The 13,621-nt window shown below is 69.0% G+C and carries 12 protein-coding genes; 9 read left to right on the top strand and 3 right to left on the bottom strand.

From position 1 onward, the window contains the following. Positions 1–5: 5 nt before the first annotated feature. The gene (locus tag KTR66_RS22220) at positions 6–1,547 is read right to left on the bottom strand and encodes an amidohydrolase family protein (protein ID WP_213616586.1); all 1,542 of its coding nucleotides are present in this window, start codon (positions 1,545–1,547) and stop codon (positions 6–8) included. 198 nt (positions 1,548–1,745) lie between these two features. On the opposite strand from KTR66_RS22220, the gene KTR66_RS22215 reads away from it, so the two are divergent. Further along, entirely contained in the window at positions 1,746–2,714 is a 969-nt protein-coding gene (locus tag KTR66_RS22215) for a tripartite tricarboxylate transporter substrate binding protein (protein WP_213616584.1), read from the top strand. 3 nt (positions 2,715–2,717) lie between these two features. Here the strand turns inward: KTR66_RS22215 and KTR66_RS22210 are convergent, their stop codons facing one another. Continuing rightward, positions 2,718–3,764, bottom strand: coding sequence for an LLM class flavin-dependent oxidoreductase (locus tag KTR66_RS22210; RefSeq protein WP_213616582.1), 1,047 nt, complete (start codon positions 3,762–3,764; stop codon positions 2,718–2,720). Between the two features lie 192 nt (positions 3,765–3,956). Here KTR66_RS22210 and KTR66_RS22205 point away from each other — a divergent pair, with 192 nt between their 5' ends. The 8 genes from KTR66_RS22205 (at position 3,957) to KTR66_RS22170 (ending at position 12,090) form a co-directional block, all read left to right on the top strand. Continuing rightward, positions 3,957–5,219: an ABC transporter substrate-binding protein gene (locus KTR66_RS22205; protein WP_213616580.1), complete on the top strand. Its 1,263-nt coding sequence runs from the start codon at positions 3,957–3,959 to the stop codon at positions 5,217–5,219. A gap of 74 nt (positions 5,220–5,293) precedes the next feature. Beyond that, a complete protein-coding gene (locus KTR66_RS22200; protein ID WP_213616579.1) occupies positions 5,294–6,193 on the top strand; it encodes a branched-chain amino acid ABC transporter permease in 900 nt (299 codons plus the stop codon). Further along, positions 6,193–7,149 (top strand): branched-chain amino acid ABC transporter permease, encoded by a 957-nt coding sequence (locus tag KTR66_RS22195; RefSeq protein WP_213616577.1) that lies wholly within the window; start codon positions 6,193–6,195, stop codon positions 7,147–7,149. Before KTR66_RS22200 ends, KTR66_RS22195 begins: the two co-directional genes overlap by 1 nt. Next, positions 7,146–7,934: an SDR family NAD(P)-dependent oxidoreductase gene (locus KTR66_RS22190; protein ID WP_213616575.1), complete on the top strand. Its 789-nt coding sequence runs from the start codon at positions 7,146–7,148 to the stop codon at positions 7,932–7,934. The genes KTR66_RS22195 and KTR66_RS22190 overlap by 4 nt, the downstream gene beginning before the upstream one ends. Then, positions 7,931–8,686, top strand: coding sequence for an ABC transporter ATP-binding protein (locus KTR66_RS22185; RefSeq protein WP_213616573.1), 756 nt, complete (start codon positions 7,931–7,933; stop codon positions 8,684–8,686). The genes KTR66_RS22190 and KTR66_RS22185 overlap by 4 nt, the downstream gene beginning before the upstream one ends. Next, complete coding sequence (locus KTR66_RS22180) at positions 8,683–9,402, top strand: ABC transporter ATP-binding protein (protein ID WP_213616571.1); 720 nt, start codon at positions 8,683–8,685, stop codon at positions 9,400–9,402. Before KTR66_RS22185 ends, KTR66_RS22180 begins: the two co-directional genes overlap by 4 nt. A gap of 68 nt (positions 9,403–9,470) precedes the next feature. Further along, the gene (locus tag KTR66_RS22175; RefSeq protein ID WP_249732356.1) at positions 9,471–11,090 is read left to right on the top strand and encodes an NAD(P)/FAD-dependent oxidoreductase; all 1,620 of its coding nucleotides are present in this window, start codon (positions 9,471–9,473) and stop codon (positions 11,088–11,090) included. 22 nt (positions 11,091–11,112) lie between these two features. Further along, positions 11,113–12,090 carry a phosphoribosylaminoimidazolesuccinocarboxamide synthase gene (locus tag KTR66_RS22170; RefSeq protein WP_213616569.1) on the top strand — a complete coding sequence of 326 codons (978 nt, stop codon included), beginning with the start codon at positions 11,113–11,115 and terminating at the stop codon, positions 12,088–12,090. On the opposite strand, the gene KTR66_RS22165 is transcribed toward KTR66_RS22170, so the two are convergent. After that, a complete protein-coding gene (locus tag KTR66_RS22165) occupies positions 12,080–13,501 on the bottom strand; it encodes an amidase (RefSeq protein ID WP_213616567.1) in 1,422 nt (473 codons plus the stop codon). The genes KTR66_RS22170 and KTR66_RS22165 overlap by 11 nt on opposite strands. Positions 13,502–13,621: the final 120 nt, after the last annotated feature.

Genomic DNA, 13,621 nt, shown 5'->3' with positions numbered 1-13,621 from the left:
GCGCCTCAGCGCCGCGAACTGGTCACGTAGAAGGGCGCCGGCTCCGCCTTCGGCAGGTAGTCCGCATAGAAGTCGCGCATGAAGGGCAGCACGCGGCGCGAGATCAGGCGCCGCCGCTCCTCTTCCTCCGTGCGCGGGCGCTTGAGAAGATCGGCGAGCGCCGCCAGCGCCGCCTCCTTGTCCACACGGGTGAACTTGCGGTCGCGGTAGATCACCTCGCCCGCGACCATCACGGATTCCACGCCACCGGTCTTGGCCCGCTGCACCACGGCCGAGAGCACATCCGTGTCCTCGTCCAGGAAGGGGAAGGCCACCTGCCGCCAGTCGAGCAGCACGAGATCCGCCGCCGCCCCCGGCACCAGGCGCCCGATCTTCTCGCCGAAGCCGGTGGTGGCCGCGCCATGCTCCGTTGCCATGCGGAACACCTGCGCGGGGGTCGGCACATCGGCCTCGTTCATCCCCGGCACGCGGTGCTGGCGCAGCACCATGCGCATCTCGACCAGCATGTCGCGGTCATCGTTCAGCCCAGCCTCGTCAATGCCGATGGCGACGCGCACGCCGCGCTTTTCCCAATGATTCAGCGAAGCCACACCGCTGCGCAGCCGGAGGTTGGAGGAGCAGTTGTGGCAGATGCGCGTGCCCGTCTCCGCCACGCGCTCCACCTCCGCCTCCGTGAGCCAGACGCCATGGCCCAGCGTGCAATGCGGGCCCAGCAGGCCGGCGCGATCAAGCTGCTCCAGCGCGCCGACGCCCGCGCGCTTGTGGGCATAGGCCTTCTGGTACTGCGTCTCCAGCAGATGGATGTGGTGCGGCACGCCGGTGCGCTCACAGGCCTCGCGCACGCGCTCCAGCGCCGCATCGCTGCACCAGTGGAGGTTGGCGGGTGCCAGCTGGATCGCGATGCGCCCGTCGTCAGCGAAACGGGAACGCAGCTCGTCGAAGAGCGCGAAGTGATCATCGAGCGGCGCCAATTGCCGCGCCAGCATGGGCGCCAGGTCGCGCGCCAGATCCGCCGGAAGGCGCGCCAGGAACTGCTGATCGGCCTCATAGACCAGCAGGTTCTGGTCGCGGATGCCATGCGCGTAGGAGACGCGCATGCCAAGATCCTGGTAGGCGCGCAGCGTCTGCGTCGCACCCGCGATCATGTTGGACAGCGGCACAGGGAGGCGGCCTTGCAGATGCTGCACCGTGGTGATGCCGCTCTCGACCATCTCGAAGGCCGAGTAGAGGGTGTCGAGCCTCAGATCCACGCTGCGGGCCGCGAGCCGTGTGCCGAACCAAAGCTCCAGCGGCATGTCGGGCGAGCCCAGTTGCAGCGGCGTCAGGCCCACATGGTGATGCGCGTTCACGAAGCCCGGAATCACCACATGATTCTCGGAGCCCAGCACCTCATCCACCTGGTGCCGCCGCGCGAGATCCTCATAGGGCCCGATCTCGAGGATCACGCCATCCTCCTGCAGGACGGCGCCATTCTCGATGACCTCAACGCGGTCACGGTCCAGCGCGCGGCAGATGACGTGGCGCCCGCGGATCAGGCTGCGGCTCATCGGGCGAGGCTCCGGGGCTGCATCATGCCGTCACATCCTTCTGATGGTGTGGGCAAGGCTATCGCGCCGCAGCGCGCAGCGTCAAAGCGCGGCGGCGCTTGAAAGCGGCAGCGCATTCATCCCACACTCCGTCCAAATGGCGCCGGCACGGTCCTCATCTGGAAGGGAATGACCCCGATGACACTTGGGCTTCGCAGAATGCTCTTGGCCGCAGCCGCCCTGCTGGGCTTCGGCGCGACATCCAACGCGCAAGAATTCCCGCAGCCGGGACGCCCGCTCATGCTCGTCACCGGCTTTCCCGCCGGCACCGCGCCGGACATCTATGGGCGCCTCATCCAGGCCCGCGTGCAGCAGGAACTGGGCGTGCCGGTGGTGATCGACATCCGCGCCGGCGCCTCGGGCAATATCGGCATGGAATACGCGGCCCGCGCCGCGCCCGATGGCCATACGGTGCTGATCGCCACTTCCGCCATGCTTTCCATCAGCCCCTCGGTCTTCCCGCGCATGCCGGTGGACACGCAGGCCGACTTCATCCCGCTGCTCACCACCTTCGAGGCGCCGAACTTCCTCACCGTGAGCCCCGAGCGCCGGCCGCAATTCACCGATTGCCACGCCGTGATCCGCGCCGCGCGGGCCGCACCCGGCCGGATGAACTATGCCAGCACCGGCATCGGCGCCTCGACGCATCTCGCCGCCGCGCAATTCGCGGTCGCCTTCGGGCTTGATCTCGTGCACGTGCCCTATCGCGGCGGACCCTTTGCCATCACGGCGCTTTACCAGGGCGATGTGGACCTCTTCTTCTACCAGACCGGCCCGGTGATCGAGGCCTATCGCCAGGGCCGCGTGCGCCTGCTGGGCGTCACCTCCGCGACCCGCGTGCCGGCGGTGCCCGAGATCCCCACCATCGCCGAAGCCTGTGACCTGCCGGGCTTCGACAGCACCACCTGGTACAGCCTGCTGGTGCCCGCCCGCACGCCGGCCCCCATCGTCCGCCGCCTCTCCGAGGTCTTCACCCGCGTGGCGCGCGAGCCCGAGATCGAGGAACGCGTGATCGCCATGGGCTTCACCCCCGCGGTTGCCGATGGCGCGGCGACCAGCGCCCGCCTCGCACGGGATCTGGTCAGCTGGCGCGCGATCGTCGAGCGCGTGGGCGCGCGGGTGGAGTAGGCTTCAGGACGCCAGCGCCAGCGCCTCGCGCTGACGCAGCTGCGGCAGCACATCGCGCCCCAGCCGCTCCAGCGCCGCCAGCACGCTGCCCTGCGGCAGGCCAGAGAAGCCCATGTAGAGGCTCATATGCGACGGCCGCAGCACGCGCATGTCATGCGCCAGGATGCGCGCCACCTTCTCCGCGGGGCCGATCGGGGCGCGCTCCAGCAGCCATTCCACGCTGGGCTCGCCCTCATAGGGGACGGAGCGCATCATCACGCCGTCGCGCGGGGGCACGTCGTCGCGCAGCGAAAGCGTGGCGCGCGCGAGCTTGAGCAACCCCTCCGCCGCCTGCCGCTGCTCCGCCGCATCCTCGGTGACAAAGACATAGCGTTGGATGCCGAGCGGGATGTCGCGCCCCGTGAAGCCGCCCGCGCGATAGCCGGCCTCCGCCTTCGCCTTCAGCGGAAGCGCGGCCTCGGCCTCGCGCAGGCCTTGGCTGATCAGCGGGGTCGCCCCGCAACGCGCGGCCCGGGCCAGCAATTCCGGACTGCCGCCGGCGAGGTAGAGCGGTGGCATCGCGCCCGGGATGCAGATCGGCGTCTCGGGAATCCGGTAATGCGTGCCGGCATGATCCACGATGCCGGTGGCGAGCCCCTGCTCCAGGATATCCCACCCCTCAGTCAGGATTTCCGTCCGCGCCGAGAGATCCACGCCGAAGCTGCGAAATTCATGGGGCTGATGCCCCGTGCCGATGCCGAGGTTGAGCCGCCCGCCGGTCAGCACCTGCAGCATGCCCACTTCCTGCACCACACGCAGGGGGTGGTGCAGCGGCAGCACCACCACGGCAGGCCCCAGGCGGATGCGCCTGGTCAGCGCCGCACAATGCGCCGTCATCATGAGCGGCGATGCGCAGACCGAGGCGCTGGTGAAGTGGTGCTCGGCGAACCAGGTGGAATCGAAGCCCAGCGCCTCGGCCATCTGTACCGCCTCGGTCGTCAGCGCCATCACCTGCCCGGGCGTCTCCTCCGCGTGGTTGAGGGACATCAGGTTGAACAGGGCGAAATCCATGCGATGGCCTTTCCCGCGATGCGGAGACGGGGAAGTAAACAGGGCTTTCGCCCGGCATGCAAAGCGTCGCGCGCGAATTGACATCACGCCGAACGCCCGCCTAGCGTTTCGACGTCCAAGGCATGAACCGACGCGACAGCGCGGCCCAAAAAATCAACGCGGCACGCCGCGAACGAGAGGGAAGAGACGAGCATGAGTGACAGCACCAAGGCGGGCCTCCGCCGACGTGGGCTTTTGGGCGCGGCGGGCGCAACCGCCGCCATCACCGGCTTTCCGCGCCTCGGCTTCACCCAGCCGCGGCAGCCCATCAAGGTGGGCGTACCCACCATCCTCTCGGGCCGCGTGGCGCAGCTCGGCATCTCCTCCCGCAATGCGATGCAGATCGAGGTGGACGCCTTCAACGCCGCAGGCGGCCTGGATGGGCGGCCGATCGAGCTGGTCGTGCGCGACAGCCGCGGCACGCCCGCCGAAGCCGCGCGCCTGGCGCGCGAGATGATCACCAGCGAAGGCTGCGAATTCCTGCTGGACGCCGAGGCCTCGGGTGGTGGCTTCGCCGTGCATGAAGTGGTGCGCGAGACGGGGACCGTCACGCTGCACATCAATTCCGAGACCTCCTCGCTGACCGCCGATCCACGCCAGCGCTTCTGGAACGCGTTCCGCGTGGCCCGCCAGGGCGTGCATGACTCCATCGCGGGCGGCCACTACGCCGCGCAGGTCGCGCGGCAGCGGAACCTGCGCCGCTGGATGACCATCTCGCCCGACTATGCCTATGGCCGCGACACCACGGCCGAGTTCGTGGAATTCGCCCGCAGCTTCAACAGCGACATCCAGGTGACGGGCGAGACCTGGCCGCGCCTCTTCCAGCCCGACTACACCGAGAACATCACGCGCCTCAGCCAGGGCCGCCCGCAGGCCATCTATTCCTGCCTCTGGGCAGGTGACCTCGTGACCTTCGTCGAGCAGGCCTCGATCTTCGGCCTCTTCGCGCAGTCGCAGTTCTTCGCGGTGAACATGGCCGATTACACGACGCTGCAGCAGGTGCGGAACCTGCCGCGCGGCGTGCATTCGGGCAACCGCTACCTGAAGAACTTCCCCGACGTGCCAGGCAACCTCGCTTTCGCCAATGAGTACAACCGCCGCTTCAACGTCTTCCCGACCAACTGGTCCTGGCAGGCGGCAACGGGCGTACGCCTGCTGACGACGGCACTCCGGCAGGTGGGCGGCACCGATCCGCGCGCCGTCGCGGCCAAGCTGAAGGGCATGACGATCGAGAGCCCCTTCGGTGCCGAAGGCTCTGTCACCATGCGCGCCGAGGACCAGACGCTGGTGGGCTATGCGATCGGCTGGGGCACCACGGTCAGCCAGGACCCCTTCGTCGAGAACATGCAGAAGGCCGACTGGGCGATGATCCTGCGCCTCGAGGCCGAGTGGAAGCGCGCCAAGGGCTGGGGCTGAGCCCAGCACCACCGGCCTGAACCGGGGGCGGCCGCGCGGCCGCCCTGCCCCCTCTCTCCGCGCGGAAGCCGCTGATGGAACTCACCGAACTGACCGAATGCGTCACCTCCCTCTCCTGCGTCGTCACGCAGGTGGCGGCGGGGCTGACCATCGGCATGCTGCTGTTTCTCGTCGCCTCCGGGCTCACGCTCATCTTCGGCGTGCTGGGCCTGGTGAATTTCGCGCATGGCTCGTTCTACATGATGGGCGCCTATTTCGCGCTCGCCGCCTATGGCGTGACCAACAGCTTCGCCATGGCGGTACTCGCCGGAACGCTGGGCGCCGCCCTGCTCGGCCTGTTGTTCGAGCGCTTCCTGCTGAGCCGCATCTACGGGCAGGACGTGCTGATGCAGCTGCTCGTCTGCTACGGCATCATCCTCATCCTGGATGACGTGGTGAAGATCGTCTGGGGGGCGGACTTCCGGAGCATGGGCGTGCCCGACGCCTTTCGCCAGCCGCCTTTCCTCATCGGCGGCGGCATCATCCCCTATTTCTACGCCATCCTCTTCGGCATCACCGCGCTGATCGCCGCGGGCCTCGCCTACGGCATGGGCCGCACGCGCTTCGGCCGCACCGTCCGCGCGGCGGCGATCAATCCTGGCATGGTGGGCGCGCTCGGCATCAACACCACCATCATCTATGCGGCGGTCTTTGCCATCGGTGCGGGGCTCGCGGGCGCGGCGGGTGCCCTCTCCGCCCCCATTCGCTCGGTGGTGGCCGGCGCCGGCGTCTCCATCCTGATCGAGAGCTTCATCGTCACCGTCATCGGCGGCATGGGCTCCATCGGCGGTGCGCTCGCCGCCTCGATCATCCTCGGTCTCACACGCTCCTTCGGCTCGATCGGCTTCCCGCTCTTCGTCGAGGGCGCGATGTTCGTGATCATGGCCCTCGTGCTGATCCTGCGGCCCAGCGGCCTGGGCGGGAGGCGCGGCTGATGGGCTTTGCGCGTGATGCCGGATGGGCGCTGGCCGCATTGGCGGTGTTCATCGGGCTTGAATTCATCGGCCTTCGCTCGGCCGGCTTCGTGGATTTCGTGATCCGCTTCGCCACCTTCGGCCTATTGGCGCTTTCGCTGAACCTGCTGATCGGCACGGCAGGCCTCGTCTCCTTCGGGCATGCCGCCTATTTCGGCATGGGCGCCTATGCCTTCGGCCTGCTGATGCAGACCGGGCAATGGTCCATCCCGGCCGCGATCCTGGCCGCCCTCGCCGCCACCGCGCTGCTGGCCCTGGTGGTCGGCGCGCTCTGCGTGCGCCTCTCGGAAATCTACTTCGCCTTCCTGACGCTTGCCTTCCAGATGCTGCTCTATTCGGTGATCCTCTCCTGGATCAGCCTGACCGGTGGCGACCAGGGGCTGATGGGTGGCATCCCCAAGCCCGTGTTCCTCGGCATCGACCTTGCGAGGCAGGAGCACCTGGCCGCCTTCGGCATCTTCTGCCTGCTCGTCTCCGCCGTCATCCTGCGGCAGGTGCTGCGCTCGCCCTTCGGCGCCGCGCTCCGCATGCTGCGCGACAATCCCGACCGCGCGGCCTTTGTCGGCCTCTCGGTGTTCCGCTATCGCCTCGCCGCCTTTGTCATCGCAGGCACCTTCGCGGGCCTCGCCGGCGTGCTGATGAGCCTCTACGTCTCCGGCGCCTTCCCCACCTTCGCCTTCTGGACCACCTCGGGCGAGGCGATCTTCATGATCATGCTGGGCGGCGTCTCGGTCTTCCTGGGCCCGCTCGTCGGCACCGCCATCTTCCTCATGCTGAACGACTGGATCACGGCGCTGACCGAGCATCACGGCCTCTTCCTGGGCGCCATCCTGCTCGTCATCGTGCTCGGGCTGCGCAAGGGGCTGCTCGACGTGATCGTCGAGCACTGGCGCGCCCGCAAGGAGAAGCAGCCATGAACTTCGCGGGACGCATCGCCGTCGTCACCGGCGGCGCCAGCGGCATCGGCGCGGCCTGTTCGCGCATGCTGGCCGAGCGCGGCGCCAAGGTCGTCGTCACCGACCGCGATCTCGCCCGCGCCGAAGCGCTCGCGGCCGAGATGGGCGGCACGGCCATGGCGCTGGATGTGGGAAGCCGCGCCGCCAATGATGAAGCTGCCGCCGAGATCGAAGCGCGGCATGGCCCGGTCGACATCCTCGTCACCTCCGCCGGCGTGCTGCAACGCCCGCTGCGCGCCGAGCAACTGAGCGAAGCCGATGTCGAGGAGGTGGTCCGCATCGACCAGATCGGCACCTGGAACTCCGCCGTCGCCTTCGGCGCGCGCATGGCAAGGCGCGGCCAGGGCAGCATCGTGACCATCGCCTCCATCGCCGGCATGCGCTCCATGCCGTTGCACGCCTATTCGCCCGCCAAGGCCGCGGTGATCGAGATGACACGCTGCCTCGCCGCCGAATGGGGCCGCTCCGGCGTGCGGGTGAACGCCGTCTCGCCCGGCTTCACGCTCACACCCGCGCTCGCCCACGCCATCGCCGCGGGTGAGCGCGATCCGAGCCTGCTGGAAGGCGCCGCCGCCCAGGGGCGCATGGTCACGCCGGAGGACATCGCGGAGGCCGTGCTGTTCCTGGCCTCCGACGCCGCGCGCAGCATCACCGGCATCAACCTGCCGGTGGATGCGGGCTGGCTGGTTGCCGGCTCCTGGGCCACCTATGGCGGCCTGCCGCCCGCGCGGGGGAACCTGCCATGACCGGCCATCTCGAGCTGCGCGGATTGCGCAAGGCCTTCGGCGGCGTGGTCGCGACCGATGATGTGAGCCTGATCTTCGAGCCCGGCACGCTTTCGGCCATCATCGGCCCCAATGGCGCGGGCAAGACCACGCTGTTCCACCTCATCACCGGCAAGCTGCCCGTGACCGCGGGCCAAGTGCTGCTGGACGGCGTCTCGATCACCGGGCTCGACCGGCGGGAGATCGTGCGCCGCGGCATAGGCCGCGCCTTCCAGGTCGCGAACCTGTTTCCGACCTTCACCGTGGAGGACAGCCTGGCCGCCGGCCTCATGGCCCATGCCGGGCGCACGGCCAGCCTGTTGCAGAGCTTCCCGCCGCCCGACGTGAAGCGCCAGGCGGAGGAGGTGATGGAATTATGCGGCCTCACCCACCTCGCCCGCACCGAAGCGCGACATCTCAGCCATGGCGACCAGAAGCTGCTCGACATCGCGCTGGCCTTGGCGTTGGAGCCGCGCGTCCTGCTGCTGGATGAGCCCACCGCCGGCATGGGGCCGGAAGAGCGCTGGCGGATGATCGAGCGCGTGCAGCGCCTCTGGGCCGCGCGTGGCCTCACGCTCATCTTCATCGAGCACGACATGGATATCGTCTTCAAGATCGCGCAGAACGTGCGCGTGCTGCGCTATGGCGCCGTGCTGGCGGAAGGCACGCCCGAGGAGGTGCGCCGCAACCCCGCCGTGGTCGAGGCCTATCTCGGCGCGGAGCACGCCCTATGAACAGCAACGGGCCGACCGAACTGGTGGTGGACGGCCTGGACGCCGCCTATGGCGCGAGCCAGGTGCTGTTCGGCGTGAAGCTGGAGGTGGAGCGCGGCGAGACGCTGGCGCTCATGGGCCGCAACGGCGCCGGCAAGAGCACGACCTTCAAGGCCATCGCCGGCCTGTTGCCGCCCAAGGCCGGGCGCGTTGTCATCCGCGGGCAGGATGTGGCGGGGCAGAAGCCCTATCGCATCGCCCGCGCCGGCATCGCCTATGTGCCCGAGGACCGGCAGGTCTTTCCCGAGCATACGGTGGAGGAGAACCTGGAGATCGCCGAGCGCGCCGGTGTCGGCGGCAGCGAATGGAACCGTGCACGCGCCTTCGAGATGTTCCCGCTCCTGCAGCCGCTCTGGCGCCGCATGGCGGGCCGGCTTTCGGGCGGCGAGCAGCAGATGCTCACCATCGCCCGCAGCCTGATGGGCAACCCCGCCGTGCTGCTGCTGGACGAGCCCTCGGAAGGGCTTGCGCCGCTGATCGTGCAGGAGATCGGCGCGCTGATCCGCCGCCTGCGTGCACTCGGTACCACCATCATCCTGGCGGAGCAGAACAGCCGCTTTTGCCTGGCCGTCGCCACCCGCGTCGCCGTCATCGACAAGGGCAGCATCGTCTGGCGCGGCAGCGTGGAACAGTTCCGCGCAGACCCTGAGGTGCAGGCGCGCTACCTCCAGGTCTGACCTGCGTTGCACGCACTTGACGCCAAGCCGCATGAGCAAAACCATGCGGCCAGAGGAGACACGCAACCATGCCCGACACCATGATGCCCGCCGAGACTCTGGACGCCATCATCATCGGCGCGGGCTTCTCCGGCATGTATCAGCTGCATCTGCTGCGCGACAAACTCGGCCTCAATGTCCGCGTGCTGGAAATGGGCGATGGCGTGGGCGGCACCTGGTACTGGAACCGCTATCCCGGCGCCCGCTGCGACAGCGAGAGCCATTCCTACTGCTACATGTTCTCGAAGGAACTCCAGCAGGAATGGGAATGGTCCGAGCGCTATCCGCAGCAGCCCGAAATCATCCGCTACATGAACTGGGTGGCCGACAAGCTCGATCTCAAGCGCAGCATCCGCTTCGGCACCAAGGTCACGGGTGCGCGCTACGATGAGGCGGCCAATCTCTGGCGCGTGAGCACGGCGGCCGGCGAGAGCTTCACCGCCACCTGGCTCATCACCGCGGTCGGCTGCCTCTCCACCGCCAATGTGCCGAAGATCCCCGGGCTCGAATCCTTCGAGGGCGACTGGTACCACACCGGCGAGTGGCCGCATGAGGGCGTGGACTTCACGGGCAAGCGCGTGGGCCAGATCGGCACCGGCTCCACCGGCATCCAGGCCGTGCCGGTCATCGCAGCGCAGGCGAAGCACCTCACCGTCTTCCAGCGCACCGCCAATTACAGCGTGCCCGCCCACAATGCGCCGCTGACGCCCGAATTCCGCCAATGGGTGCGAGACAACTACGAATATCTCCGCCAGGTGATGACCAGCAACACCAACGGCCATCCCTTCACCATCGCCGACCGCTCGGCGCTCTCCGTCAGCGAGGCCGAGCGCGAGGCTCTGTTCGAGAAGGCCTGGGAGAAGGGCGGCCTGCAGTTCCGCGCCACCTTCGGCGACATCCTCACCAGCCTGGAAGCCAATGCGACAGCGGCCGAGTTCATCAAGCGCAAGATCCGCGGCATCGTGAAGGACCCCGCGACGGCGGAGCTGCTCGCCGATATCGACCACCCCTACGCCGCGAAGCGCCCGCCCATCGACAGCCATTATTTCGAGGCCTTCAACCGCGACAATGTGACGCTGGTGGATGTCCGCAACGCCCCCATCGAGCGCATCACGCCGCGCGGCATCGTCACCGGCGGGCGCGAATACGAGGTGGACATCATCGTCTTCGCCACCGGCTTCGATGCGATGACCGGCCCGCTGCTGCGCCTCAACATCGAGGGCCGCGACGGCCTGCCGCTGCGCGAGGCCTGGGCCGCCGGGCCGCGCAGCCATCTGGGCCTGCAGGTCCCGGGCTTCCCCAACATGTTCACCATCACCGGCCCGGGCAGCCCCTCGGTGCTGTGCAACATGCCGGTCGCCATCGAGCAGCACGCCGAATGGATCATGGACTGCATCGCGCATCTGCGCGCCCATGGCATCGCCCGCATGGAAGCGAGCGAGGCGGCGGCGGATGCCTGGGTGGCGGAAGTGAACCGCGCCGCCGATGCCACGCTGCTGCCCCAGGCCTCCAGCTCCTGGTATCTGGGCGCCAATGTGCCCGGCAAGCCGCGCGTCTTCATGCCCTATGCGGGCGGCATGGCGCATTACGCGAAGATCTGCGCCGAGGTGGCAGCCAAGGGCTATGAGGGCTTCACGCTGACAGCCTGAGGCGGATGGGCTAAGGGGGGCTATGGATCTCGAAGCCCTCCGCCCCCACGCCCACCGCGTCCTGACCGACGCCGCCATCCCGGAATTGCCGAACCACTACCGCGGCAAGGTGCGCGAGAATTACGACCTGCCCGATGGCAGCCGCATCCTGATCTCGACCGACCGGCTGAGCGCCTTCGACCGCATCCTCTGCGCCATCCCCTTCAAGGGCCAGGTGCTGACTCAGACGGCGCGCTTCTGGTTCGAGCAGACGGCCGACATCTGCCCCAACCACGTGATCGCCTATCCGGACCCCAATGTCGTCATTGGCAAGCGGCTCGACATCCTGCCGGTCGAAATCGTGGTGCGCGACTACCTGGCCGGCACCACCGGCACCTCCATCCTGACGCTCTACAAGGCCGGTCAGCGCGAGATGTATGGCGTGACGCTGCCCGACGGCATGCGCGACAACCAGCGCCTGCCACACCCCATCATCACGCCCACCAGCAAGGAGTTCGACGGCGGGCATGACGCGCCGCTCACACCCGCCGAGATCCTGGAGCGCAAGCTCCTGACGCCCGCGCAATGGGAGCAGCTCTCCGCCTATGCGCTGGCGCTCTTCGCACGCGGCCAGAAGATGGCGGCCGAGCGCGGGCTGATCCTGGCCGACACCAAGTATGAATTCGGCACCGATGCCGAGGGCCGCATCATCCTGGCCGATGAGGTCCATACGCCCGACAGCAGCCGCTACTGGCGCGCGGCCAGCTTCCAGTCCCGCTTCGAGGCGGGCGAGAAGCCCGAGAGCTTCGACAAGGACTTCGTCCGCAGCTGGGTCGCCGCCCGCTGCGACCCGTACCACGACGAGATCCCCGAAATCCCGCAGGACCTCATCCTCGGCACGGCGGCCGTTTATATCGAGGCCTATGAGACCATCACCGGCCAGCGCTTCACCCTGCCTGAGGGCGAGGGCCGCGTGCTCGATCGCGTACGCGCGAACCTGGCGCCTTACTTCACCCGCTGAACAGCCCGTCGATCCAGGCCGCCGTGGCGCAGAGCGCCGCGTCGCGATCCGGCAGGCCCATGAGCTGCACGCCCACCGGCATGCCATCCACCACCAGGATGGGCAGGCTGAGCGAGGGCCCGCCCACCATGGACCAGGGCGAGAGGAAGCTGCGGCTGCCCGTCTTCATATGCGCGCCGGCCTGATCGCCCGCCGCGCCATCCACCGGCGCCGGGCCTGAGGACGCGAGCGTGATGAAGCCATCCACACCAGCGCCGATCGCGGCGATGGCGGCACGGATCGCATCGCGCTCGGCCAGCGCGCGGCGGTAATCGGCCGGCGTCATCGCGAGGCCATGGGCGATGCGCGCGCGCACCGCCTCGCCCAGGGCACCCTCGCCATGCGCCGCCATCCAGGCGGCATAGGGCCAGCGCGCCTCATACGTGATGATGTCGTTGGAAATGCGGTCGGCCGCGAGCAGAAGGCGCTCGACTTCCGCCATCGCGCCATCGCTGCCGGCCTCGATGATGCCGACACCCGCCTGCTCCATCGCCGCCAGCGCGCGCGTGAAGCCCTCCCGCGTGGCGGCATCCAGCTCCGCCCAACCCTGCGTGCGCAGCCAGGCGAGGCGGCGCGGCCGGACCGCGCGCGGCGGCTCGGGCGTGCCGGTCAGCCCTGGATGGCCATTGTGCCCGCCAGCCCGCGCCGAAATCTCCCAGGCCGTGCGCCAGGCATCGGCCAGCGAGGCCGCCATCGGGCCGATATGGTCCTGGCTCGGCGCGATGGCGTGCATCCCCGCGACGTTCAGCGCCCCCCAGCTCGGCTTGAAGCCGTAGATCCCATTGAACGAGGAGGGCCGGATCAGCGAGCCACCCGTCTGGTTGCCAATGGCCACCGGCACCATCCCCGCCCCCACCGAAGCGCCGCTGCCGCTGGAGGAGGCGCCCGCCGTGCGCGTCGCGTCAAACGGGTTCCGCGTGGGCGGCGCGCGGCCGATGGTCAGCTCCGGCACCTGCGTCTTGCCCAGGATCACGCCGCCCGCAGCCCGCAGCGCCATGACGCAGGCGGCGTCCAGCGTGTCCACATGCCCACGGAAGACAGTGCTGTTCATCTCGCCCGGCATGCCGCGCACCGCGAGCGTGTCCTTGATGCCGAGCGGGCAGCCATCCAGCGCCGAGAGCGGCCGCCCCGCGCGATACCGCGCCGCCGAAGCGTCCGCCGCCGCTCGCGCGCCCGCGATGTCGAGATGCGCGAAGGCCCGCAGCTCCGCCTCGCGCAGGGCGATCACCTCCAGCCCGCGCTCCAGCAGGGCGCGGGGCGTATCCGTGCCCGCGACGAAAGCGGCACGCGCACCCTCGAAATCCGCCGGGCGCCGCGCAGGATCATAGCCGCCCTGCGGCGCACCAAGGTTGCGGGTGACGATCCTCGGCATTCGGCACTCCTCCAGGCCGCGCATCCTTCCGCCGGACGCGGCGGCGCACAAGCGCAGCGCGCGATTTCATTTGGCCCCGCGCGGCGCGGGCCGCATCATGCCCGCAATCGAGAAGAGGAC

It is taken from the genome of Roseococcus sp. SDR, assembly GCF_019083995.1.
Taxonomy (GTDB): domain Bacteria; phylum Pseudomonadota; class Alphaproteobacteria; order Acetobacterales; family Acetobacteraceae; genus Roseococcus.
Note: the sequence above shows the minus strand (reverse complement) of the source record. Positions and strands in the feature narration are given on the sequence as shown.